This is a genomic window from Hymenobacter metallilatus (assembly GCF_003944705.1).
Lineage (GTDB): Bacteria > Bacteroidota > Bacteroidia > Cytophagales > Hymenobacteraceae > Hymenobacter > Hymenobacter metallilatus.
The window spans coordinates 39,669-63,878 of record NZ_RWIS01000007.1 but is presented as its reverse complement, the minus strand read 5'-3'; the positions used below and the strand labels follow the sequence as shown (position 1 = coordinate 63,878).

Sequence of the window (24,210 nt, the reverse complement as noted above, 5' to 3'; positions counted from 1 at the left end):
CCTGTACTGGATCCTACAACTCCGCGCTACCCCCGGTTACTCGCCGCCATGCGCTTGTGCCATCAACAGCAGTGCGGTCGAGACGAAAGTTCCTGGTGGAAAGTAGTCTACAGCATTACTACCGCACTGCTACTTCAACAAAAAAATAATCATATATTGGTGTTGGTCTAAAGGGTGGTTTTCGCTAGCTTGAGGAATGATTCAGACCACACTCCGGTGTGCCAAATGCGGTAGTGCCGCCCTGCGCAAAAATGGCACGAGTGAAGGCAAAGCCAAGTACCTGTGCACAGCTTGTCGCCACCAAGCCGTGTTTGCCCCCGCGGCCCCGCGCAAAGCGGCGCAGTATGCGCAGGTGGAAAAGCTGCTCTTGGAGCGGGTCTCGCAGCGGGCCATCGTGCGCCTGACGGGCGTAGCGCGCATGACGGTGGCTAAACTGGCAAAAAAAAGCGCAGACCCGTCCCCTGAGTTGTCCGTTGCCGCACCGGCCGAAAGAGCTGGAACTGGATGAACTGTGGACGTTTGTCGGCCGCAAACAGCGCAAGAAATGGCTGTGGCTAGCTGTGGAGCGGCACACGCGGCGCATCGTAGCCTGGGTGCTGGGCAGCCGGGGCCGCGCCACGGCCCGGCGTCTGTGGCGGGCACTGCCCGCCCCGTATCGGACAGGTACGTGGTACCATACGGACGAATGGGACGCCTACCGGGGGGTATTGCCGGCCCGGGCCCATCGGGCCCACCCCAAAGGCAGCGGCCAAACCAGTATCGTGGAGGCCATCAACTGCTCCTTGCGACAGAAATGCGCCGTGCTCGTGCGCAAGACCTGCTCGTTCAGTCGCTGCTTAGCCATGCACCACGTGCGCATCCAACTCGTCATTGACGAGCACAACCGACGATGCACCATCACTTAGACCACCGCCCATATATTAATATACTCATTATACGGTGGCTCCCCATAGTAGTACACAATTTCTTTATCGAATAAAACTACTGTTCCTTCCGTACGGCCAATTATATTTTTAAAAACATCATCAACCGCCATTTCCTGCCCATCTATTGTCGAATCTGAGGAAATTATATAACAGGCTGCATTACATAAATTCTGCAATATCACTTCTATATCGAGCGAGCTATGCAAGCGTCGTAATTTATCTTTATCAATGTCCTGACCATGATATAACATTTCCAGAAATTTTTTTCGATGCTTTGGATTATTAATAAAGCTCAGATACCGCTGACGTTTAGCTTTTACGATGTATTTACTGATAAAGGATGTTTCCAATTCTAAATTCATAGTCTTAAAATAATAAAAACGGGAATAAGCAGAGCCTACTCCCGTTTTTATACTCGTAAAAAAACAACCTTACTTCCCTGCTACCACATCTGTTTTAATGCTCAACTCCTTGAGCTGCGCCCCCGAAATCTGGGAGGGCGAGTCAATCATCACGTCGCGGCCAGAGTTGTTCTTGGGGAAGGCAATGAAGTCGCGGATGGAGTCGGCACCGCCGAACAACGAGCAGAGTCGGTCGAAGCCGAAGGCAATGCCGCCGTGCGGGGGCGCGCCGTACTCGAAGGCGTCGAGCAGGAAGCCGAACTGGGCTTTGGCTTCTTCATCGGAGAAGCCCAGCAGGCTGAACATACGAGCCTGCACCGCCCGGTCGTGGATGCGGATGGAGCCGCCGCCCACTTCCACGCCGTTAATCACCATATCGTAGGCGTTGGCGCGCACTTCGCCGATGGTGTCGGGCGAATCGAGCAGGGCCAGGTCTTCGGGCTTGGGCGAGGTGAAGGGGTGGTGCATGGCGAAGTAGCGGCCTTCCTCCTCAATGTATTCGAGCAGGGGGAAATCCACCACCCACAGTGCCGAGAAGGTGTCTTTGTCGCGCAGGCCGAGGCGCTGGCCCATTTCCAGGCGCAATTCACTCAAGGCCTTGCGGGTTTTGTTCGGCTCGCCGGCCAGCACCAGCAGCAGGTCGCCGGGCTGGGCAGCAAAGGCAGCTTTCCACTGCTGCAGCTGCTCCTGCCCGTAAAACTTATCCACCGACGACTTTACGCTGCCATCGGCTTCCACGCGGGCATACACGAGGCCGGTGGCCCCAATCTGCGGGCGTTTCACGTACTCAGTCAGCTCGTCGAGCTGCTTGCGGGTGTAGCTGGCTGCGCCCGTGGCACAGATGCCCACCACCAGCCCGGCCGCATCAAATACGGGGAAATTGTGGCCTTTCACGAGGTCGTTCAACTCCACAAACTTCATTTCGAAGCGGGTGTCGGGCTTGTCGTTGCCGTAGTAGCGCATGGCGTCGGCGTAGGTCATGCGGGGCAGCTGTCCGATTTCCAGGCCCTTCACCTCCCGGAACAGGTACTGCACCAGCCCTTCGAAGGTGTTGAGGATGTCTTCCTGCTCCACAAACGACATTTCACAGTCAATCTGCGTGAATTCGGGTTGGCGGTCGGCGCGCAGGTCCTCGTCGCGGAAGCACTTCACAATCTGGAAGTACCTATCAAAGCCCGACACCATCAGCAGTTGCTTAAAGGTTTGGGGGCTCTGGGGCAGGGCGTAGAACTCGCCGGGGTTCATGCGCGAGGGCACCACAAAGTCGCGGGCCCCTTCGGGTGTGCTTTTGATGAGCACTGGCGTTTCCACTTCGATAAACTCCTGGCCGTCCAGGTACCGGCGCGTAGCCTGGGCCACGCGGTGGCGCAGCATCAGGTTCTGGCGAACGGGGGCGCGGCGCAAATCCAGGTAGCGGTACTTCATACGCAGGTCGTCGCCGCCGTCGGTGTCGTCCTCAATAAGAAAGGGCGGCAGCTTGGCCGGGTTCAGCACCTCTATTTTCTCTACCCGAATTTCGATGCCGCCGGTAGGCATCTTGTCATTCTTGGAGTGGCGCTCGGCTACTTTCCCCGTTACTGCCAGCACAAACTCGCGGCCCAGCTGCCGGGCCTGCTCGCGCACTTCCTGGGTTTCCACACCTTCTTCCAGGGCCAGCTGCGTGAGGCCGTACCGGTCGCGCAGGTCCACCCACAGAATGCCGCCCTTGTCGCGGGTGCGCTGCACCCAGCCGCAGAGCGTAACGGTTTGGCCAATATGTTCGGGGCGAAGTTCGCCGCAGGTGTGCGTCCGGAGCATTTGTCTGAGTTTCTGGTTACTGGTTTCTAGTGGCTGGCTTTTGGCTTTCGGGCGAGGCACCTTACAGGCAGCAGGCTCCACAAGCAGGCAGCTTGCGCAAGCATCGGCTCCCATTCTGACCACTGATTGAACCCAACCAGCAACCAGAAACCAGCAGCTAGAAACTGCTCAAAGGTAGCCAGGAAAAATAAGTAGGATCGGAAAAATTCCCGTTTTCGTGTGCATCCGGCCAGCTTTTGTGCGGCCATAAAAAGCCGGTTTAGGTGGGTTGACGGGCTTTTGCGTAAGCTTGCGCAAAATTGGTACGGAGTATGCAAATGGCTTTTCCCGAACCAACTTCTCTTCGCCACACTCCTTCTTTACCCCATATGAAACGCCCCGTTCTGCTCGCTCTGGCCGCCACCCTTCTCTCTTTCTCAACCGCTCAGGCCCAAACCAAGGTGAAAACCAAAGCCAAATCGGCCAACGGCACCGAAGTAAAAACCAAGTCGGAGGCGGAGCCCGTAACGCTGAACGGCCCCATTAAGCGGGTGGAAACCTTGTCGGGTATCGACGTTTTTCCGTCCTCCAGCGGCCAGACCATCATGCTCAGCTTCACCCAGCAGTTTACCAAACCCGGTACGCTGGTGATGACCAACTATAAAAAGCAGCCCGTATATACCACTGAGCTGGACCCCGCCAACAATACCGGGGAGCCCGTGGACCTGGGCCGCATTCCGGCCGGCACGTACCTGATTGAGGCGAAAACCGGTAACTACGTGTACTGGAAGAAGGTAAGCATCAAATATCCTTCGGTGGCTACCACTAAAAAGCGCCGCTAAATCCTGGCGGTAAGTGGATTTGTCGGATTCCACGGCTTTGTTCTTGTTCTTTTCGGGCTCCGGAGTCGTTATGGCTCCGGAGCTTTGCGTTTATCATGCGGGGCCCGGTTGCGGGTTGCGCCTTACCTTTCTGCTACTATGAAAACTCTCGCGCGTTTCGGCCGGATGTTGCCGCTGCTGCTGGCGGTACTGCTGCTCACAGCCTTTGCTGGCCCCAAACTCAAGAAAACTGCCGTCGGCAAGAACATCACCATTGGAGTGCCCGAGAGCTTTCAGGCCCTGCCCGACGATGGTATTGCCACCAAATATCCTTCGCCCCGCAAACCCCTGGCCGTATTCAGCAACCCCAGCGGCCGCGTGGACCTGAGCGTGCAGCAGAAGCCCACCACGTTCACCAACCGGGACTACGCCCTGCTGCTGAAGATTTATAAGGCCAGCATTCAGAATATGTACGGCAAAGTGCAGTTCCTGCGCGAGGATATTCAGACGGTGAACAAGCGGGATTTTGTGGTGCTGGAGTTTGTTTCGACGGTAACGGATAACCGCCGGGGCGGCAATTTGGCCCCCATCCGGAAATACCAGCTGGTGCAATATGCCATTGAGGGCGACCAGCTTTTCGTATTCACCTTCGATGCTCCCGCCGACGAGCAGGCCCAGTGGCAACCCACCGCCCATGCGGTGATGGGAAGCATTGTAATGAAGTAAGTGGTAAAGGAAGCTGAACAGCTCGTCATTCCGAGCTTGCCGAGGAATCTCGCGTGCTGACGTTGCAATGGTAACTCAAACATCAGCACGCGAGATTCCTCAGCAAGCTCAGAATGACGTTCCCTATTTAACCCATCCCCTAAACGCCATGACCCTTTCTCTTTATTCCGATGAGCAGTACATCCGGGAGGCGCTGAAGCAGGCCCTGTATGCATTCGAGGAAGATGAAATTCCGATTGGGGCCGTGGTAGTGCTGGACAAGCGCATTATTGCCCGGGCCTACAATCAAACCGAGAAACTGCAGGACGTAACGGCCCACGCCGAAATGCTGGCCCTTACGGCTGCGGCCAACCACCTCGGCAACAAATACCTGCAGGAATGCACCCTGTACGTAACGGTAGAGCCCTGCGTGATGTGCGCCGGTGCCACGGCCTGGGCCCAGGTCCGGCGGGTGGTGTATGGCGCAGCCGAGCCCAAATTCGGGTACCGCCGCCACGGCCAGCTCCTCCATCCCCGGGCCGAGGTGGTGAGCGGTATCCTGGCCGACGAGTGCGAGAACCTGATGCGCGAATTCTTCGCCCGGAAGCGGAAATAGCCTACTTTTGACGGCCACCGTAACCCAGAGGGGGAAATGGTGGTTGTACTGTCAGCCGGTGCGTGCACCGAACCGTATCACAGCAGCACGTTAGGTGTTAGCGCCCTTCGTTCCAATGTGCTATGGACCGGCGCATATGCCGGCCGACCGAAACTCCTTCTCTCCCATTTCACTCCAAACCTTTCTGTATTATGGCTTTCGAACTCCCCCAACTGCCTTACGCCTACGATGCCCTGGAGCCGCACATTGATGCGCAAACCATGGAAATTCATCACAGCAAGCACCACCAAGCTTACGTTACCAACCTCAATAACGCCGTAGCCGGTACCGAACTGGAAGGCAAAAGCCTGGAGGATTTGCTGCAGAGCATTGCCTCGGCCCCGGCGGCCGTCCGCAACAACGGCGGCGGCCACTGGAACCACTCCTTCTTCTGGCAGATCCTGAGCCCCAGCGGCGGCGGTGCGCCCTCAGGAGCGGTGGGCGAGGCCATCAACAAGGCTTTTGGCAGCTACGAGAAGTTCAAAGAAGAATTCACAAAAGCCGCCACTACCCGTTTCGGCTCCGGCTGGGCGTGGCTGTGCAAGCAAGCCGATGGCTCGGTACAAATCTGCTCTACGCCCAACCAGGATAACCCCCTCATGCCCGACACGGGCTGCAAAGGCACGCCCGTACTGGGCCTGGATGTGTGGGAGCACGCCTACTACCTCAAATACCAGAACCGCCGCCCCGACTACATTGCTGCTTTCTTCAACCTCATCAACTGGGACGAGGTGAATAAGCGCTTCGGTGAGGGCGCGTAAGCGCGTACCGCGTCGGTATCATTCAGGAAGGCTGCCGCTCCGGTAGCCTTCTTTTTTTGTCGCACCGGCCGGGAACCGGAGCAGTGTTTGCCACCCGCCAGCCACCGCCCTTGGCGGGCAAATTTCTGTATCTTGCTTGTCTATGGATACCCAACTGGTGGCCAAATCGGCCGGAGCATTAGCGGATAAGTACCGGCTCAATATTGTGCTGGCCCTCAGCCAGCAGGACCAGCTGGCTTTTGCCGACGTGCAGGAACTGACGGGCCTCTCCCAGCCCTGCGTATCGCACCACCTCAAGATTCTGGCCGACAGCGGCCTGGTGCAGACCCAGAAGTGCGGCCGGTGCGTGAATATTACCCTGAACCGGGAGACTCTGCGCGGGCTGGCGTCGTTTTTCGACACGCTGGGCTAGGCTTAAAAAATTTCCCAAAACCCATCTAAACATTTCGATTAGTTGATGCTTTATAGCCGCGTTAACCCTCAGCATCAATTGCACATGGCAACCAAGAAGCTCTTCTCGCCCGCCAAACTGGGCAACCTCACGCTCCAGAATCATATTGTAATGGCCCCCATGACGCGCAGCCGCGCCCTGGGCAACGTGCCTGGCCCCCTGGAGGCCGAATATTACGCCCAGCGCGCTACGGCCGGCCTCATCGTCACGGAAGGCACCTCGCCCTCGGCCAACGGCCTGGGCTATGCCCGCATTCCCGGCCTGTTTACGCCCGAGCAGGTAGCCGGCTGGAAGCTGGTAACCGACGCCGTACACGCCAAGGGCGGCCACCTCTTTGTGCAGCTGATGCACACGGGCCGCATTTCGCACCCGCTCAACATGGCCGCCGATGCCGAAATTGTGGCTCCCTCGGCCATTGCCGCCGCCGGTGATATGTGGACCGACCAGCAGCAGATGCAGCCCCAGCCCACCCCGCGCGAGCTGACCACCGCCGAGGTGAAGGCAGTAGTACAGGAGTACATCAACTCGGCCAAGCTGGCCGTGGAAGCGGGTTTTGATGGCGTAGAAATCCACGCCGCCAACGGCTATCTTATCGACCAGTTCCTGAACCCCAAGAGCAACCAGCGTACCGACGAGTATGGCGGCTCCTTCGAGAACCGGGCCCGCTTCGTGCTGGAAATTGCCCAGGGCATGGTAGCCGCCATTGGAGCGGAGCGCGTGGGTATCCGCGTATCGCCCTACGGGGCCTTCAACGACGTGGCTCCCACCTTCGACGACATCGACGCGCTGTACCTGCACCTGGCCGCTGAGCTCCAGAAGCTGAACCTGGTGTACCTGCACATTGTGAACCACGAGAGCATGGGCGCTCCGGCCGTGCCGGCCAGCATTATTGCCGGTCTGCGCGAGAAGTTCACCAACACGCTCATCCTGAGCGGCGGCTACGACGTGGACCGCGCCGAAGCCGACCTGCAGAGCGGCCGCGCCGACCTCGTGGCCTTCGGCCGCGCCTTCATTGCCAACCCCGACCTGGTAGCCCGCCTGGAGCAGGGTGCCGAGCTGGCCCAGCCCGACCCCTCCACCTTCTACGCCCCCGGCCCCGAAGGCTTCCACCAGGGCTACACCGATTACCCCGCGCTGGCTACGGCCCACGCCTAAGCCCACACGCGGCCTGCCGCTTTACCTGCCCTCCGGCCTTCGGGTTGGGGGGCAGTTTGCGTTCTGGCTACTCCCACAGCCCGCCGGGGCGAATTTTCACCGCAGAGAATTCTTGTATCTTTAGGTTTCAAATTGTGTCCCCCCACTTTTCCCCAACAGTAGTTACATGAGTACCAAGTTGCGTCTCACTATTCTGAGCTTCCTGCAGTTTTTTATCTGGGGCTCATGGCTGATAACTATCGGCGCGTACTGGTTCCAGACGAAACAATGGTCGGGGGCGCAGTTTGGGGCAATTTTCTCCACGATGGGCATTGCTTCCATCTTCATGCCCTCCATCATGGGCATCATTGCCGATAAGTATGTGAATGCCGAGAAACTCTACGGCATCCTGCATATTCTGGGTGGGGTGGTGCTATGCACAGTACCCATGGTGGCCGACCCCGGCACCTTTTTCTGGGTAATTCTGCTGAACATGATTTTCTACATGCCCACGCTGGCTCTCAGCATTGCCGTGTCGTACTCGGTGCTGAAACGGCAGGGCCTGGACGTGGTGAAGGACTATCCGCCCATCAGGGTGTGGGGCACTATCGGCTTCATTGTAGCCATGTGGACGGTGAGTTTACTGGGCTTCGAGAAATCGGCCAGCCAGTTCTACGTGGCCGCCGCCGCGGCTTTTGCGCTGGGCGTTTACTCGTTTACGCTGCCTGCTTGCCCGCCCACGGCTAAAGACACGCCCAGCCGCTCATTGGTTGATGTGATGGGCCTGAAGTCGTTTGCCCTGCTGCGCGACACCAAGATGCTCACCTTCTTCCTGTTCGCGCTGCTGCTGGGTGCCGCCCTGCAGCTCACCAACGCCTACGGCGACACCTTCCTGCACGATTTGGGCAGCACAATGGAGACTTCGGCTTCAATTGTACCGGAAGGCATCACCGGCTGGGAGGCATTTAAATTGATACTATCCGCTCTACTGAATCATCCGGGTGATACTTTCAGCAGCTTGGCTGCGGCTTATCCGGCCATCATTATGTCCATCTCGCAGATTTCGGAGACGCTATTTATCCTTGCTATTCCTTTCTTCCTGCGTCGTTTCGGCATTAAACAAGTAATGCTGTTCAGTATGGTGGCATGGGTACTCCGTTTCGGGTTGTTTGCAATTGGCGACCTGCAATCGGGGCTCTGGATGATTGTTCTTTCGTGTATCATTTACGGCATGGCCTTCGACTTCTTCAACATCTCGGGCTCGTTGTTCGTGGAAACCCAGACGGCTTCCAGCATCCGGGCCAGCGCCCAGGGCCTGTTCATGATGATGACCAACGGCTTCGGGGCCGTGCTGGGTAGCTCGGTGAGCGGTATCGTCATCGAGAAATATTTCACCGCCGCCGATGGTGTAACCAAGGACTGGCAGGGCATCTGGCTGTCGTTTGCGGCCTATGCCCTGGTCATTGCCGTGCTGTTTGTAGTGCTGTTCAAGCACAAGCACACTGCCCAGGAAACCACCCCCGATGCCGAACACGTAGAGCCCATCCTGAGTGTGGAAAACGCCTAAATCATGGATTTAGACGGATCTTTCGGATTACACGGACTCTTACAACCGTCGCATCTAACGATAATTTGAACAACAAAAAGCCCGCTTGCAGCAGCAAGCGGGCTTTTTGTTGGCAGGCTTTTCAGACAAACCGCGAAATCAGAACGAATCCGCGTAATCCGAAAAATCCGTCTAAATCCGTGATTTAGAATTGCTCGTCGGCGGTGAAGTAGAAGTCGCCTTCGATTTTGGCGTTTTCATCGGAGTCGGAGCCGTGTACGGCGTTGGCTTCAATGCTCTTGGCATACTTCTTCCGGATGGTGCCTTCGGCGGCCTGGGCGGGGTTGGTAGCGCCAATCAGGGTCCGGAAATCAGCTACGGCGTTGTCTTTCTCCAGAATAGCCGCCACAATGGGGCCCGACGACATGTACTTCACCAGGTCCTGGTAGAAGGGGCGCTCCTTGTGCACTTCGTAAAACTGGCCGGCGCGCTCAGGGGTCAGCTGTACTTTTTTCAGGGCTACGATGCGGAAGCCGCCTTCCTCAATCATGCTCAGGATGCCACCAATGTGGTTGTCCTGGGTAGCATCGGGCTTAATCATCGTGAACGTGCGGTTCGTGGCCATGGGCTTGCTTCGTATGGTTGGGGTTGAATGAAATACTCTGTGCAGTTTGCGGCCGCAAAAGTACGGATTGAATGTGGGAAATGTGGTGGCATTGTCCTCCTGAGCTGGCGAAAGGCCTTGTGGCAATAGAACGAGTCGTGGTTACAATTGTCATTCCTGCGTGCTGAGGTCCTTCGCCAGCTCAGAAGGACAACGCCTCTGCGTTCCGCCCATTAAAACCCACATTCTTTCTTCCGTCCCACATTTTCCACCTTCCGCACAGTTCCCACATTCTTTCTCCCGCACCTTTCCGCGGGGCGTGTTGTTGGAACCCAGAATATTTCCGACTTTTGCCGCCTTTGTACGCGGCCTAACCGACCGAAATTCAGTCACCTACCCCGTAGGCAATGTCCACAATATCTGAGCTGAAGGAGCTGCTGGCGCAACCCCGACAGATTTTCATCACCACCCATCATAAACCCGATGCCGATGCCCTGGGCTCGTCACTGGGGTTGGCCGGCTACCTTCGCAAGAAGGGCCACAGCGTGACGGTGGTTACCCCCTCCGACTACCCCAACTTCCTGGCCTGGATGCCCGGCAACGAGGAAGTAGTGGTGTACGAGCCCCGCCAGAATGATGCCCAGGTGCGCGACATTATTGCGCGGGCCGAAGTGCTGTTCTGCCTTGACTTCAGCTGTCTGGGCCGCATCAATGAGCTGGGCGAGTATGTGCGGGAGGCCAAGGGTACCAAGGTGCTCATCGACCACCACCAGGAGCCCGAGGACTTCGCCCAGCTCGACTACTCCAACCCCAAAGCCGCTGCTACGGCCGAGCTGGTATTTGAGGTTATCCGGGACCTGGGCGACCAGCCACTGATTGACACGGGTATCGGGGAGTGCCTGTACGCGGGCATCATGACGGATACGGGCTCCTTCCGCCACCCCAGCACGTCCCGCAATGTACACCTGATTATTGCCGAGCTGCTGAATGCCGGCATCAACCTCTCCGATGTACACCGCCGCATCTACGACTCGCACTCCGAGGAGCGGCTGCGCTTCCTGGGCTTTGTGCTCAAGGATAAGCTTACGGTGCTGCGCGAGTACAACACGGCGTTTATTGCCATTACGGCCGATGAGCTGCGCCAGTACAACTCCAAAACCGGCGACACAGAAGGCCTGGTAAACTTTGCGCTCAGCATTGAAGGCATTGTATTCGCCGCCATTCTCATCGACCGAAATCAGGCCATTAAAATCTCTTTCCGCTCCGTGGGAGATTTTTCCGTGAGCGAGTTTTCGCGGCGGCACTTTAATGGCGGAGGCCACCACAATGCGGCCGGCGGCATCAGCTACGACTCGCTGGATGCTACCGTAGAACGATTCTTAGGGCTTTTGCCCGATTACCAGACCCAGCTGGTTATGGCGCCGCTGGCGCCGGTAGCCCCATCGGCATAATTCGGTGTAACTTGGGCGCTCATTCTGTTTTAACTTCTCAACCCTTCATGTTCCTTACACGCAACTTTCTGAGCCTGGCCCTCGCTGCCGGCGTTCTGGGCCTTGCCTCCTGCAAAAAAGGCGGTGATTTCAGCAAGACTACATCGGGAATCGAGTACAAAGTATTCAAGAGCAACGGCAAGGGCTACGATGCCCGCGAAGTAAGCACCGACGGAGACGCCACGTATAAGGAACGGATTGGCAAGATCATGGCCCTGCACGTGGAGTACCGCACAGCCAAGGATTCGGTCCTGTTCAACTCCCGCAAGCAGCAGATGGGCTTCCCGGTGCGGGTGCCGCTGGATACTGTGCGGAAGGCGCAGAAAGGCGGCCTGGAAGAGGCCATCAGCCTGCTGCAGCCCGGCGACTCGGCCGTGTTCCGCTTCAATGTGGACACCATTTTTGCTAAGTCCTTCCGCCAGCCGGTGCCGCCGTTTATGCAGAAGGCTGGCAAGACCATGACCATGTATGTGAAAGTGGACAAGGTGCAGACCCGGGACGAGGCCATGGCCGACGTGCAGAAAATGCAGGTGGAGCAGCAGCAGAAAATGATGGCCTATGCCGAGCAACAGCTCAAAAAGGACGACGTGAAGCTGCAGGAGTACGTGAAGAAAAATAACCTGACTGCCCAGAAAGACCCTTCGGGCGTGTACTACGTGGTTACCTCGGCCGGTAGCGGCCCCAAGCCCAAGCCAGGCCAGATTGTAGCCGTGCAGTACAAAGGCACCCTGCTGGAAAACGGCAAAGAGTTCGACTCTTCCGCGAAAGGCAACGGTGGCAAGCCCATCGAATTCCCGATTGGAGTGGGCCAGGTAATTCCGGGCTGGGATAAAGCCATTCCGCAGTTGAACAAGGGCTCCAAGGCCGTACTGCTGATTCCCTCCTCGCTGGCCTACGGGCAGCGTGGGGCCGGTGCCAACATTCCGGCCGATGCTATTCTGCGCTTTGACGTGGAGCTGGTGGACGTGAAAGACGCCCCCAAGCAGCCACAAATGGGCCAGGAGGACATTCAGCGGCAGTTGGAAGCACTGCAGCAGCAGCAGGGCAAGTAATTCTCTGCGCCGGCTTCGGTATAGTATCCGCAAAAGCCCCCGACCCGGTGCAACCGAGCCGGGGGCTTTTGACTCTTCTACTCAGCACCTTTCCTGTTTATTCACGATTATGATACGTTCTCTCTTGCGTCGTTCGGCCACTTGGTACGGCCTGTGCTTGCTACTGATCGGCAGCCTGCTCAGCGCCTGCCAGAAAAACGACGCTACCCTCGATACCACCGACTACTCAGCCCGGGATGAAAGCCTGATTAAGGCCTACATCACCGATAACAACCTCACCGGCTTCCGCCGTGATACGCTGGGCCTGTACATTGCCGTTACGCAGCCCGGCAACGGAGTAAAAATCAACAAAGGCCAGAAAGTATCGGCCCTGTACACGGGCATGACGCTGGATAACCGCGTATTCGACTCTACGGGCAGCCGCAATAACCAGCCATTTACCTTCAGCGTTGGGCAGGGCCAAGTAATTGCCGGCTGGGACCTGGGTTTTGCCAAGCTAACCAAAGGAGCTAAAGCAACGCTGCTGATTCCTTCCGGGCTGGGGTACGGTCCCTACGCCGTCGGGAATATTCCGGCCAATTCGGTGCTGCGCTTCGACGTAGAAATAAAGGATGTTCAATAGCCTACCGGCCTTTTTACCCGGCTCTTCCATGAAACTTCGCTTTTCCCTGTTTTCCTTTCTATTGCTGGGTATGCTTGCGCTGCAAACAGCCTGTAAAAAGGACGACAAACCTACGCCCGACTACACAGCACAGGATGATGCTACCATTCAGCAGTACATCAAAGACAAGGGCCTGACCGGATTCCGGAAAGATACGTTGGGTGTGTACGTTGCCATTACGCAGCCCGGCACCGGCCCCAATGCCAAAAAAGGTCAGGTGGTGAAAGTGCTGTATACCGGCACCCTGCTGGACGGCACCGTGTTCGATAGTAACCTGACTACTCTGGGTTTACCGTTTGTGCTGGGTCGGGGTTTAGTTATCCAGGGATGGGACAAGGGCTTTCAATATTTCAATAAAGGCGCAAAAGGAATTTTGCTGATTCCCTCAACTCAGGCCTACGGCTCAACTGCCAATGCCCAGATCCCAGCCAACTCGGTATTGCGTTTCGATGTGGAGGTGGTTGATATTAAGTAATTTTACCTGGCAGTGCCCTGTGCCTGCCGTTCCGGTTATGAAAAAAACTTCCCTGATTCTTTCTTTGCTGGCCTTTTCGCTGGCTGCTACTCCGGCTCTGACCAGCTGCAACTCCGACACCATTTACGAGCAACAGGCCAAGCTGGTAGAGGCGCAGAAAAAGACAGACGACGCCACCATTCAGGCCTACCTTACCCGGAATTCGCTCACCAACTACACCCGGCTGGAATCCGGCATCTACCTGGTACCTATTACCGACGGGCCCACTGCCAACCCGCTCATTAAGGCCGGCCAGAAGGTGACTACCAACTACGTAGGCAAGTTCATTGATGAAACCAACGAGGGTGTGGTGTTTGATGCTTCCAGCAACAACCGCACTACCTGCGGGTGCTTTAGCTTTTACAATGGCAGCAACGGGGCCATTGAGGGCTGGAGCCGGGCCACTGTGCAAATGCGCAAAGGCGACCGGAAGCTGGTGCTGATTCCTTCCTATCTGGCATACGGCGCAAACGGGTACGGCACCATTTCGGCCAACACGCCCTTGCTGTTCGACCTGGAAATTCTGAACGTAGAATAGCCCGAATATGCCCAAAGCGCTGGTTCTGTTTACGCTGACGTTGCTAAGTGTGCTGCCACTGGTGGGCCGGGCCCAACGTACGCTGGCCACCAGCAGCGTACCAGCCACAGCCGATAGCCTGCTGGCGCGGGCCACCACCACGGCGTCGGGGCTGCAGTATGCGGTGCGGCAATTGGGCACTGGTGCCCGCCCCCAGCCCGGCGACCGGGTGACGGTGCATTACACGGGCTTTCTGGCCGCCGATGGGCATATTTTTGATACCTCGGTGCAGCAGGGCGGGCCGCTGAAAGTGAAAGCCGGCCGGGGAATTGTTATCAAAGGCTTCGATGAAGCCCTGCTGCTGCTGCCGGAGGGCAGCCGGGCGCGGGTCTGGATTCCGGCTGCGTTGGGCTACGGCACCAAAGGCCGCCTCGACTTGGATGATGATACGGGAAAACGCTACCTCATTCCCCCAAACTCCGATTTAATATTCGAACTGGAAGTGCTGAAAGTGAAATAATCCCCCGGCCCGCCAACCACTGTTGGCGGGCCGGTTTTGGTTGTCGGCTTCCCGCTGGCGGCCGCTCCCGGGCCGCCAGCCAGCACGTTTGTCGGTTATCCTTTCCATCTTTCCGCTCCTGTTTACCTGTTTAGTACCTCCCAACTGATGTCCTTACTTGCCCGCCTCCGGTTTTCGGTACCTGCCCTCCTGGCCTTTAGCGGCCTCACTGCCTTCCAGGGCGACCCGGCCCCGTTCAACCGTCTGGCATCGGGCCTGGAGTACCGCATCTATCATCGGGAGAATGGCCGGTACGTACTGCGGCCGGCCCTGCCTACTACCGGCGACGCCACCTACCCTGCCCGGGTGGGCCGCATTATGAGCCTGCACCTGCAGTTCCGCACCGCCACCGACTCGGTACTCATGCACTCCCGCCGCCAGAACCGCAACCAACCGGTGCGGGTACCCTTGGATACGGTGCGCCGCCAGCAATGGGGCAGTGTGGAACAAGCATTGTCCCTGCTGCAGCCCGGTGACTCGGGCGTGTTTCGTCTGAACGTGGATACGGTATTCCTGAAATCGTTCCGGCAGCCGGTCCCGCCTTTCATTCGCCGGGCCGGCCCTACCCTCACGGTGCTGGCCAAAGCCGAGAAGGTGCAGACCCAGGAAGAGGCCCGGCAGGAGGTACAGCAGCAGATGCTGCAAGCTCAGGCTGAAGCCAAAAAGCAAGCCGCCCAGCTGGCCCTCAAGGAGGACGCCCGCATTCAAGCCTACCTCAAGCTGAACAAGCTCAAAGGCATCAAAACCCCCAGCGGCCTGTACTACGCCATTACCAAAGTGGGGCCCGGCCCCAAACCCAAAACCGGCCAAACGGTAGCCGTCCTGTACACGGGGATGCTGCTTAGCGGCAAAGTATTCGATGCTTCTGCCCGCAACGGCAACAAGCCCATCGAGTTTCCGCTGGGCCAGGGGCGCGTTATTCCGGGCTGGGACCAGGGTATTGCCCTGCTGCCCAAAGGCTCAAAAGCCGTCCTGCTGATTCCCTCCGCCCTGGCCTACGGCCCCCAGGGCGCCGGCGCCGATATTCCGGCCAACAGCATCCTGCGCTTCAATGTGGAGCTGGTGGGGGTGAAATAAGGGAGAACGTCATTCCGAGCGGAGCCGAGGAATCTCGCGTGCTGACATTGTAATAGTAATCCGATGTCAGCACGCGAGATTCCTCCGTGCGGCGGAATGACGTTCTACTTTATCCCTTTCCCTACAGCTCCGCCAGCACCTCCGAGAGTACGGCCAGGGAGCGGACGTCGCCGAGGTGCTCGACGTGAAGCTGGTAGTAGCGGATGAGCACATCCAGCAGCTCGCGCCGTACGCGGCCGTTTGGAATGGTGGCGGTGGCGGGCTGGGTCAGGAGGTCATCAAAATACTGCTCAAACTCGCGGAAGCGCATGGCTGCAGGGCCGTGGCCGCTCACGGTGCCGGGGCTTTCGGAGGCAAACGCTACCTGTGAGGTAATCTGCTCCCCGTTTTCGGGGCCGAAACCCAGGTAGTGGCTTAGTTGCAGCAGAAACTCCAGGGCAAAGTTCTCGAAGCCTGCTTCCTGCTGGTCGAAGGCCTGCACGGCGTCGTGCAGGAAGGTAAACAGGGGCTCATTCTCCTCTTCCTCCAGCAGCACCCGGCTCACAATTTCCGACAGGAACAGCACCACGCTGCTCTTGCGCACATCGTAGGGCAGGGTACGGAACGGCTCGGAGCAGCGGAACTCCGAAAGCCGGGTGAGGCCGCCGTTGCGGGAGGTGTAGGCCACCAGCTCCAGCAAGGTGAAGGGTTGAAACAGGGCAATGCGGCCCGGGGGCTTGGCTTTACGCACGCCATTTACCACGTAGCTCTGCAACCCCAGCCGCTCGGTGTAAATGCGGGCAATGATGCTGGTTTCGCGGTAGCGCATGTAGCTGAGCACAATACCCCGGGTTTTGATGAGCATGAGAGTTGAGTAAAGAAGTTGAAAAGAACGTCATGCTGAGCTTGCCGAAGCATCTCTACCTCTGACTAACTGAGTAGCATTGCAACGAAGCGGAAAGATGCTTCGACTACGCTCCGACACTGGCTTGATGCGCCACATGCTCAGCATGACGTTTTGTTGGCTTGCTAATCAACTGGCCGTTCAGAACAATCTATACTGGGTTTTTACTCCCTAGTTACTACCTCATTTCTCCACCACGGCTACTTTACTCACGCAGCCGTTCTTGCCATCCGCATCCGACGACAGCACCAGGTACACGCCCGACTGCACCCGGCGGCCGTTGTAGTCCTGCAGGTTCCAGGTGACAGCGCCGCCGTTGGCGCGGGTCTGGTACACGAGCTTGCCGGTTACGTCGGTGATTTTAACGAAGCCATTGTTGGCCAGGCCCGTTACGCCCACTTGGCCGGCAAAATCGGTGCGGACGGGGTTGGGAAATACCTTGGCGCAGCTGGGTTTGCCCTCCGTCACGGTGGCGTCGCCGCGGTAGGCCACGGTGCCGGCATCCGTCACCACGAACACCTCCCCGGTCTTGTCGTTCACCTCCACATCCACAATCTGGTTGGAAGGCAGGGGGCTATTGTCGGTGGTGAAGTGTTGGAGTGCTTCGCTGGCGTCGGCGCTAAACAGCCACAGGCCCCGCTCGGTACCAAACCACTTGCGGTTGCCCCCGTCCACGGCAACGGCCCGCACCCGCTCGTTGAACAGGGCCGGGAAACCGGTGCCCGCGCCCCGGCGCACGTAAGGCACGTCGAATTGTAGATTGAGGTTGGTATCGAAGGCGCTGGCCGCTTCGCTGAAAACGGCCGGGCCTTTATCCGTGGCTACCCAGATATTCCCGCTCCGGTCCTTCACAATGTCATTCACGAAGGAGCTTGGTAGTCCATTGCCCACCGTGAAATACCTGACTTCCTTGGAATCCGGCTTGTAGGCTACTATACCAATGCTGGTGTTTGCACTCTTGCTGCGCACGGCCCACAGGCTGCCCACATCATCCAGCACCAAACGGGCCAAGTCCTGACTTTCACTAAAGTAATCCAGCACCTGCCAGCTGTTGGCCACGGGGTCGAACACGAATACGCCCGACTGCCCCACAATCTGGTGGCGGTTGAGCACCCATATTTTGCCCTGAGCATCGGTGGCTACGTCGGGGACGCGGGTGTAGTTGGGGTCCGGAATGGCGCTGCGCAGCGGATTGGGCAGGTTGGTGGTCGGGTTGAAGAGCCGGAATTCGCCGGGGCCCTTCCACTCCAGCAGGCCGTTGCCGTAGCTGCCCACGTACAGCGTCCCGTCGGGCGTCCGGACGCCCCGGGTCAGGTCTTTGGGGTTGGGATACTGCGCCCGGTTGGGTTGGGTGAGCGGGGTGATATTCGTCCAGCGCCCCTCGGCATACTCCGCGAAGCCCCGGTAGAAGTCCCGCTGCTCGTACTTTTCATCGTAGCCTCCCGTGAAGATGTTCACCTTGCCGGAACGTCCATCGGCCAGCACGCTGAAGCCCTGGGCCGAAGCCGGTGCATTGGTAAGAAACTGCTCGGCCTGCTGGCCGTTGCTGGTTTTCAGCAGACCGTTAACGTAATCGGCCAGGTAGTACTGCCCGCCCTTGGCGCGCACGGCCGCCTGGGGCTCTACGAGTTGGCTGGGCCGCAGCGTGAGGGCCGTTACGCCGTTGGTCACGTTGAGCACCGTCACCTTGCTATTATCGGTGATGAGCAGACCCGCCACGGAGGGCGTCAACTGCCGGTACTCCACGCCCGCGGGGGCCCCGCCGAGCGTTTGCCAGCCGCTACCGGCCACGTAGGTCACCATTCGGTCGCCGTTGATGCCGGCCACCACGCGGCCTGCCTGCACGGCCAGCGTGCGGTACGGGTCGCCGGCGCGGGCGGGCAGGTCGGTGGTCCAGTTGCGGTAGTCGAGCGGGTTGGCGCTGAGGCTGGTGCGCATCAGGCCGTTGGAGGTAGCCGCGAAGAGGGTGCCGTTGGCCACCGCCGTAGCGTACACTCGCAGCACCGAGCCGCCGGGGCCAATGTTGGTGAAGGAGTCCCGGATTTCCAGCTTGGCCAGGTCCACCACCACAATGCCGAAGCTGCACGCCAGATAAGCCCGGCGGGCATTCACATGAATATGGTTGATGGTTTTGGCGCCGCTGATTTCCTTGCGGGCAATGTCGTTGAGGTTGAGAATGGCACCGTCGGTGGCGCGCAGAATATCCAGGTTGGCGCTGCGGTAGGCCACCACCAACTGCTGCCCCACCGAGTCGTAAGCCAGGGTACTTACGCCCACGTCGTTGAGCCCATCGCGCCGCGACAGGAGCTGGGTAGTATTGAGGCTCTTATCGAAGTAAAAAAAGGCGTTTTCGGCGGCTACGTACACCCGGTTGCCGGCGTCGGCCAGGGCGCGGGCCTGGTTGGTGGGCAGGTGCAGCTGCCAGTCGCCGTACCCGACGGGAGCCTGGGCCCGGGCGCGGGTAGCAGTCAGTAAAACAGCAGCAAGGCAAGCCCCGCGCAGGTAACGTAGCACTGAAGTCATCGGCAGGAAATGGGGGCGTACGGGTTGAGGTGGCAAGATAACGCCAGATGCCGCGGATTAGTGCAGGACCCCGAAAGCCGGCAGAACGTGTACCCCGAAGCAGGGCCAGAACGTGTACCCCGGAGCTATGCTCCGGCTCGCGTGAGAGGGTAATCAACTCAGACAGGAAGTTACTCCCAGACGCGGGCCGAAGCACAGCTTTGGGGTACACGTTCTGGCGGGGCGCTGCTATACGCTCTGGCGGATCACGCGCTCCGTGAGCGGCTCAGTGGTTTTCTCCTTCATGCCCTCCTGAAAGCACACCCGGCACCGGGCTTCGTAGGCATCGGTTTCGCCCAGCAGAATCTTGTCCTCGGAGGCCGTAACGCGGAATGAGTAGGAAGCCAGCTCGCCGCAGCACACGCAAATGGCGTGCACCTTGGTTACAAATTCGGCCACGGCCATCAGGGCAGGCATGGGGCCGAACGGCTGGCCCTGGAAGTCCATATCCAGCCCGGCCACAATCACGCGGGTGCCCCGGTTGGCCAGCTGCACGCACACCTCCACCAACGACTCGTCGAAAAACTGGGCCTCATCTACGCCTACCACGTCGCAGCCGGCGGCCAGCAGCAGCATTTCCTGGGCCACCGGTACCGGGGTGGAGCGGATGCTGTTCTGGTTATGCGACACCACATCCTCGGCGTGGTAGCGGGTATCGAGGGCCGGCTTGAAAATTTCGACGTGCTGGCGGGCAATGCGGGCCCGGTTGAGCCGCCGGATCAGCTCCTCCGTCTTGCCCGAAAACATAGAGCCGCACACAACTTCAATCCAGCCCCGGCGTGTTACGCCGGAGCCCGTACCAACGCGGGGTTCAATGAACATAGAAGAGGAAGTTGCGGCTGATAAAACCAGATTACTATCCTTCAAAGTACGGGGTTCGGGGGCTTTGCTCCAACCCTACCGTGGGTATCATGCTGCCGCTATTCTTTCAGCCTTCTGATACTGAGCCGGCTACTGGCGCAGGGGCGCTCAACTTTCGGGAGCCATCACCTCCACGGAGGACGCCCGGGCCTGGCAGGCAACACTACCGGTACACTACGTGCGGCAGCTGGGTAGCGCGGGGTACGTGAGCCGTTACGGTGCCTTCGGGCAGGCGGGCCTGGCAGGTGAGGCGCTCATCGGGCAGCAGGCGGCCAGCCTGGCGGTAGCGCAACTCGGCGGGGGTAAGGGGCGTTAGGAGGTCGGGCCCGGCCAGCACCTGCACCCGACAGGTAGTGCAGCGGCCCCGCGCCCCGCAGGCGTGCAGCCAGTCGTGGCCCGCCGCCTGTATGGCGGCCAGCAGCGTGGCACCAGCTGGCACGGAAATGGCCCCGGAAGGCAGATTTTCAATCAGGAGCGTGGGCATTTTCCCTAACTTGCCCGCCAGAAACAGGCTTTCAATGAAGACCCAATATAGCCACGCCAAGCGTGAACAATACGGCCGGCTGCTGGCCGCGCTGCTCTGCGACCAATACTTCGGGGCCCGCCCCACTGCCACCCTCGACGGGCCGGCCGTGCTGCGGTTTACGCCCATCCGGCAGGTGAACCTGTTTGTGGTGCAGCAGCTGCTGAACAAATGGACTGCCGAAATGGCCCAGCTGCGCAGCCCCTACTTCGATTTTGAGGATGCCGATGTGCGTTTGGCTCTCACGCAGTTTATGAACGTATTGTCGCGGCGCATCAAAATCAGCCGGCCGGCCTTTGAGCCCCTGCTGGCCGACGCCATTACCGACACGCTGACGGGCTGCCTGGACCCCACCGAAACGTTTGCCCGCAAGCTGTTGGGAGAGCCAGCCAGCTACGCCCCGGAAAAGCTGCGGGAAGGCCTGCGCTACCTCGATACCAACAAAAGCCTGTTCGAAGAATTCCTGAATGGCCTGCCGGCCGGGCAGGAGCAGGACCGGGACTACTTGGTGAGCCGTTTCCGCCTGCACCAGGAAAGCTGCCCGGAGCAGGTGCAGCCCGTGCTGGCTATGGTGGAGCAGTTCAACGTGCTGCTGCCCCTGACGGAACAGGAGCTGCACGAAACAGAGGAGCCGGCAGCAGCCGAAGCTGCCCCGGCTGCAGCCGCCCCCAAACCGGCCCCCGCGCCTGCCCCGGCACCCGAAGCACCGGTGACGGCACCAGTTGCACCGGCTACACCGGCTGTTACTGTGCCTACTGCTGCTCCCGCTGCACCGGAGCCCTTGCCGCAACCAGCCGAACCAGCAGTTGCTGCTGCCGCTCCTGCTCCAGCCCCCGAAACGCCCGTGGCACCAGTGCAGCCCACCGCCTCTGCCCCAGTCAGCGTACCGCTATACGAAAAGCTGAAGGCTGAGCAGCCCGCTGCCCCGAGCCTGAGCGAAACCCTGCGCCAGGACCGCGCCGGTACCCTGGCTGATAAGGCCCCGAAGGTAGAATCGTTGCGGGAGGCCATTTCCATCAACCAGCGGTTCGGCTTCATCAACGAGCTGTTTAACGGCGAAAACATGGAATACCACGCCGCCATTCAACACCTGGATACCCTGCCCAGCGCCGAGTTGGCCAAACGCTACATTACCGAAGACCTGTCGACCAAATACCAGTGGGTGCGCAAGGATGAGCACATCAACAAGCTCATCAAGCTCATCGACCGAAAATTTAACGGCTAAGCTGGCCGCCTTCCTTTTTCCGGCCGACTGATTTGCCTCAGTCGGCCGCGTAGTTTTTCGGGGTTAAGTTGCGCTTTATGCCTTCTGCTTTTCTGATGCGCTGGCCCCGGTGGCTGCTGGTGTATGTGCTGGCCCTGGGGCTGGTGGCCGGTCCGGCGTACACTATGTACGTGCATTATGATTTCTCTCACTCCCTTGACACGCGCAGCTACCTGAGCCTGGCCCGGGGCCAGTATGCGGGCGTGAACATTACGCGGCGCTATCGGGTGCTGGTACCGGCCACCGCGGCGGCCGTGGCGTGGCCCCTGGAGCGGGTGTACGCCCGCATCTGGCCCCAGCGGGCCGCCAGTGAATGGCCCCTGCGGCTGGCGTTTTACGTCGTTAACTCTCTGCTGATGGCGGGCGTGGGGCTGCTGCTGTTTCGCACTTGCCTGCTGTCCGGTGCCCATCCGGCGGCGGCGGCGCTGGCGGTAGTGGCGGTGCTGTGCAGCCGCTGGGCGGTGTACACGGCGGGCCTGCCGCTGGTCGACAGTCTGTATCTGCTGGTTTTTGCGCTGGCGTTGTACGGCGTGCGGAGCCACTCGGCCGCGGCCCTGGTTGCCGTGTACCTGCTGGCCCCGCAGGCGAAAGAAGCGGCGGTGTTTCTGGTGCCCTGGCTGCTACTTTACGGCCGCCGGGCGCTGGGCTGGCCGGCACAGCTGGGGTGGCTGGTGGCCGGCGGCGCGGCGGCCCTGGCCATCCGGGCCTGGATAGACGCGCAGCTGGGCGCCCCACCCACGGAAAGTCTGCACAACGCGCTGGCCCACCTGGAAAACCTCACCTACTCGCTCCGGCGGCTGTTTTCGGTGAAGGGGGCCGGCGAAATCTTCAGCATCTTCGGGTTTTTCAGTTTGCTGCTGCTGCTGGGTTTGCGCAACGCCGCCGTGCGGCGGGAGTGGCTGCCGCAGGTGGGCTGGCAGGGGGCCGGACTGCTGGTCGTGGTCCTGATTCACATGCTACTTTCCGGCGACCTGGGCCGCATGGGCTACCTGGCCGCCCCGGTTTTTGCCGTTGCCGCCGCCCGCATTCTTGCCTACGACCCCCTCTTTAGCTGGCTGACGGCCGGCTCCGGAGCTGCGCCGCAGGCTCCGGCTGCCCAACAGTAAGGCCTGCCCCGGCACCGGCCAGTAGCAAGGGCAGCACGGGCACGGCAAACCGGGCTGCCCCCAACGGCCCCGTGAGGGCGGCCACGTACAATATCACCCCCAGCAGCAGCAGGCGGGCCGGCCAGGAGTAGGTACGGCTGCCGCCAAACCGCAGCAGCAGCCCCAGCCGCACCACATTAGCCAGCAGCAGCAGCCCCAGCGCACTCAGCACGCCCCAGGGCAACTGCCCCAGATACTGCGCGGCGGCCCGGTAGCTCCGCTGGTTGAGCAGTTGCAACAGCCCCGAGCTGGCCGTTTGCGGCAGCCGCAGAAAATGCACCAGATCAAAGCGGCCGGGGTCCAGGAAAAACGTGAGCATCCCGCGGGCCTGCTGCCCCAAACAGGTGACAGGGTGGGCCAGCAACGCCCGCATACTCTGCCGACGGATGTATTCCTGCTGCGCCGCAAAGCCCGGTTGCCGGCTGGCAGCTGTCAGGGAGGCGCGCACGAATTTTTCGGCCTGCTGCGGGCCGGCCGCCGCCTGTAGCACGCCGCGCGCGTTGTAGCGCAGCAGGTTGATTTCGGCAATACTGGAAAAATGGAAGTACCCCGTACGCGCCTCGTTCCGCCCCATCCAGAGCAGGGCCACCAGCAGGGGCACGGCCGTTGCCAGCACCAGCCACGGCCGGTGCTGCCGCCACCCTACCACTATTCCCAGCAGCAGCAGCACACCCGCAAACGGGTAAAAAACCGGCTTCACCAATAAGGCCACCGTTGTGGCCCCGGCTGCCCCCGCCAGCGCGCCGGCTGGGTACCCCGTGTTCCAAAACCGGTCCAGACAGCGCCATAGCACCACTACCAGCGTCTGAAGCAGTATTTCGCTCATCAGCACGTTGGCATATATAAACTGGCCGGTTCCGGCAGCGGCCAGCAGCAGCAGCACCGCCCACTGCTTCCGCCGCAACCCGCCGGTGCACCGCATTAGCCACTGTAGCACCAGGGCCAGATTCAGCAGGCTGAGCGCGTTTTGCAGCAGCAGCGCTGCCCAGGGTATGGCCGGGCCTGCTCCGCCCGTCAGCAGCAGAAACACCGGGTAGCCGGGCGGGCGGATGCTGTACTCCTGCGCCTGCAACGGTTGCTCCGTCAGCGGCAGGGCGTACAGCGTGCCTGCGTCGCGCAGGTTGCGGGCAGCCTGCACGTACCGGTCGGAATCGGGAAACAGGGGCTGCCGCGCGTGCAGCTGCCACCCCAGGGCCAGCAGGTGCATTACCACCAGCCCGGCCCACACCCAACGCGGAATGCGCGTTGTTTGCGAGGATAGCAGGGGGCGGGAATCTGTCATGCGGTGAATGAGTGACTGAGCAAAGTAAAGCGTCCTTGCG

General features: G+C 59.7%; 26 protein-coding genes. 18 read left to right on the top strand and 8 right to left on the bottom strand.

What is annotated here, in order from left to right; translation table 11 throughout:
• Positions 1-196: 196 nt before the first annotated feature.
• Both EI290_RS23090 and EI290_RS11685 read left to right on the top strand, forming a co-directional pair.
• Positions 197-508, top strand: a complete 312-nt coding sequence (locus EI290_RS23090; protein WP_449404929.1) for a transposase-like zinc-binding domain-containing protein — start codon at positions 197-199, stop codon at positions 506-508.
• Complete coding sequence (locus tag EI290_RS11685; protein ID WP_185816964.1) at positions 474-905, top strand: IS1 family transposase; 432 nt, start codon at positions 474-476, stop codon at positions 903-905. Before EI290_RS23090 ends, EI290_RS11685 begins: the two co-directional genes overlap by 35 nt.
• Here the strand turns inward: EI290_RS11685 and EI290_RS11680 are convergent.
• The gene (locus EI290_RS11680) at positions 902-1,288 is read right to left on the bottom strand and encodes a hypothetical protein (RefSeq protein ID WP_125430205.1); all 387 of its coding nucleotides are present in this window, start codon (positions 1,286-1,288) and stop codon (positions 902-904) included. The genes EI290_RS11685 and EI290_RS11680 overlap by 4 nt on opposite strands.
• A gap of 69 nt (positions 1,289-1,357) precedes the next feature.
• Complete coding sequence (gene aspS / locus EI290_RS11675) at positions 1,358-3,124, bottom strand: aspartate--tRNA ligase (protein WP_125430202.1); 1,767 nt, start codon at positions 3,122-3,124, stop codon at positions 1,358-1,360.
• Positions 3,125-3,492: 368 nt separating this feature from the next.
• Here aspS and EI290_RS11670 point away from each other — a divergent pair, with 368 nt between their 5' ends.
• The 7 genes from EI290_RS11670 (at position 3,493) to EI290_RS11640 (ending at position 9,197) form a co-directional block, all read left to right on the top strand.
• Positions 3,493-3,945 (top strand): hypothetical protein, encoded by a 453-nt coding sequence (locus EI290_RS11670; protein ID WP_125430199.1) that lies wholly within the window; start codon positions 3,493-3,495, stop codon positions 3,943-3,945.
• A gap of 138 nt (positions 3,946-4,083) precedes the next feature.
• Positions 4,084-4,650 carry a hypothetical protein gene (locus EI290_RS11665; protein ID WP_125430196.1) on the top strand — a complete coding sequence of 189 codons (567 nt, stop codon included), beginning with the start codon at positions 4,084-4,086 and terminating at the stop codon, positions 4,648-4,650.
• A 148-nt stretch (positions 4,651-4,798) separates the two neighbouring features.
• Positions 4,799-5,245, top strand: coding sequence for a nucleoside deaminase (locus EI290_RS11660; RefSeq protein ID WP_125430193.1), 447 nt, complete (start codon positions 4,799-4,801; stop codon positions 5,243-5,245).
• Between the two features lie 191 nt (positions 5,246-5,436).
• Positions 5,437-6,045 (top strand): superoxide dismutase, encoded by a 609-nt coding sequence (locus tag EI290_RS11655; RefSeq protein ID WP_125430190.1) that lies wholly within the window; start codon positions 5,437-5,439, stop codon positions 6,043-6,045.
• A 142-nt stretch (positions 6,046-6,187) separates the two neighbouring features.
• Positions 6,188-6,457 (top strand): ArsR/SmtB family transcription factor, encoded by a 270-nt coding sequence (locus EI290_RS11650; RefSeq protein ID WP_125430187.1) that lies wholly within the window; start codon positions 6,188-6,190, stop codon positions 6,455-6,457.
• Between the two features lie 84 nt (positions 6,458-6,541).
• Positions 6,542-7,651 carry an alkene reductase gene (locus EI290_RS11645; RefSeq protein ID WP_125430184.1) on the top strand — a complete coding sequence of 370 codons (1,110 nt, stop codon included), beginning with the start codon at positions 6,542-6,544 and terminating at the stop codon, positions 7,649-7,651.
• A 166-nt stretch (positions 7,652-7,817) separates the two neighbouring features.
• Complete coding sequence (locus EI290_RS11640; RefSeq protein ID WP_125430181.1) at positions 7,818-9,197, top strand: nucleoside permease; 1,380 nt, start codon at positions 7,818-7,820, stop codon at positions 9,195-9,197.
• A gap of 184 nt (positions 9,198-9,381) precedes the next feature.
• Here EI290_RS11640 and EI290_RS11635 read toward each other — a convergent pair whose 3' ends face one another.
• On the bottom strand, positions 9,382-9,801 hold the full coding sequence (locus EI290_RS11635; RefSeq protein WP_044000909.1) for a nucleoside-diphosphate kinase: 420 nt from the start codon (positions 9,799-9,801) through the stop codon (positions 9,382-9,384).
• Between the two features lie 386 nt (positions 9,802-10,187).
• On the opposite strand from EI290_RS11635, the gene EI290_RS11630 reads away from it, so the two are divergent.
• From EI290_RS11630 to EI290_RS11600, 7 genes are all read left to right on the top strand, one after another.
• Positions 10,188-11,231: a DHH family phosphoesterase gene (locus EI290_RS11630; protein ID WP_125430178.1), complete on the top strand. Its 1,044-nt coding sequence runs from the start codon at positions 10,188-10,190 to the stop codon at positions 11,229-11,231.
• A 47-nt stretch (positions 11,232-11,278) separates the two neighbouring features.
• On the top strand, positions 11,279-12,322 hold the full coding sequence (locus EI290_RS11625; RefSeq protein ID WP_125430175.1) for an FKBP-type peptidyl-prolyl cis-trans isomerase: 1,044 nt from the start codon (positions 11,279-11,281) through the stop codon (positions 12,320-12,322).
• 109 nt (positions 12,323-12,431) lie between these two features.
• Complete coding sequence (locus EI290_RS11620; RefSeq protein WP_125430172.1) at positions 12,432-12,944, top strand: FKBP-type peptidyl-prolyl cis-trans isomerase; 513 nt, start codon at positions 12,432-12,434, stop codon at positions 12,942-12,944.
• A 28-nt stretch (positions 12,945-12,972) separates the two neighbouring features.
• Complete coding sequence (locus EI290_RS11615) at positions 12,973-13,458, top strand: FKBP-type peptidyl-prolyl cis-trans isomerase (protein WP_185816963.1); 486 nt, start codon at positions 12,973-12,975, stop codon at positions 13,456-13,458.
• Between the two features lie 37 nt (positions 13,459-13,495).
• Complete coding sequence (locus tag EI290_RS11610) at positions 13,496-14,035, top strand: FKBP-type peptidyl-prolyl cis-trans isomerase (RefSeq protein ID WP_185816962.1); 540 nt, start codon at positions 13,496-13,498, stop codon at positions 14,033-14,035.
• 7 nt (positions 14,036-14,042) lie between these two features.
• Entirely contained in the window at positions 14,043-14,534 is a 492-nt protein-coding gene (locus EI290_RS11605; RefSeq protein ID WP_125430163.1) for an FKBP-type peptidyl-prolyl cis-trans isomerase, read from the top strand.
• Between the two features lie 147 nt (positions 14,535-14,681).
• Complete coding sequence (locus tag EI290_RS11600; protein WP_125430160.1) at positions 14,682-15,650, top strand: FKBP-type peptidyl-prolyl cis-trans isomerase; 969 nt, start codon at positions 14,682-14,684, stop codon at positions 15,648-15,650.
• Positions 15,651-15,771: 121 nt separating this feature from the next.
• Here the strand turns inward: EI290_RS11600 and recO are convergent, their stop codons facing one another.
• The 4 genes from recO to EI290_RS11580 form a co-directional block, all read right to left on the bottom strand.
• Complete coding sequence (gene recO / locus EI290_RS11595; RefSeq protein WP_125430157.1) at positions 15,772-16,494, bottom strand: DNA repair protein RecO; 723 nt, start codon at positions 16,492-16,494, stop codon at positions 15,772-15,774.
• A gap of 222 nt (positions 16,495-16,716) precedes the next feature.
• A complete protein-coding gene (porZ, locus tag EI290_RS11590) occupies positions 16,717-19,056 on the bottom strand; it encodes a type IX secretion system anionic LPS delivery protein PorZ (RefSeq protein ID WP_125430154.1) in 2,340 nt (779 codons plus the stop codon).
• 228 nt (positions 19,057-19,284) lie between these two features.
• Complete coding sequence (locus EI290_RS11585; RefSeq protein ID WP_125430151.1) at positions 19,285-19,917, bottom strand: thymidine kinase; 633 nt, start codon at positions 19,915-19,917, stop codon at positions 19,285-19,287.
• Positions 19,918-20,119: 202 nt separating this feature from the next.
• A complete protein-coding gene (locus tag EI290_RS11580) occupies positions 20,120-20,440 on the bottom strand; it encodes a 2Fe-2S iron-sulfur cluster-binding protein (protein WP_125430148.1) in 321 nt (106 codons plus the stop codon).
• Positions 20,441-20,474: 34 nt separating this feature from the next.
• On the opposite strand from EI290_RS11580, the gene EI290_RS11575 reads away from it, so the two are divergent.
• Both EI290_RS11575 and EI290_RS11570 read left to right on the top strand, forming a co-directional pair.
• A complete protein-coding gene (locus EI290_RS11575) occupies positions 20,475-21,704 on the top strand; it encodes a hypothetical protein (protein ID WP_125430145.1) in 1,230 nt (409 codons plus the stop codon).
• 77 nt (positions 21,705-21,781) lie between these two features.
• Positions 21,782-22,849 (top strand): hypothetical protein, encoded by a 1,068-nt coding sequence (locus tag EI290_RS11570; RefSeq protein WP_125430142.1) that lies wholly within the window; start codon positions 21,782-21,784, stop codon positions 22,847-22,849.
• Here the strand turns inward: EI290_RS11570 and EI290_RS11565 are convergent.
• The gene (locus tag EI290_RS11565; protein WP_125430139.1) at positions 22,791-24,170 is read right to left on the bottom strand and encodes a hypothetical protein; all 1,380 of its coding nucleotides are present in this window, start codon (positions 24,168-24,170) and stop codon (positions 22,791-22,793) included. The genes EI290_RS11570 and EI290_RS11565 overlap by 59 nt on opposite strands.
• Positions 24,171-24,210 lie beyond the last annotated feature (40 nt).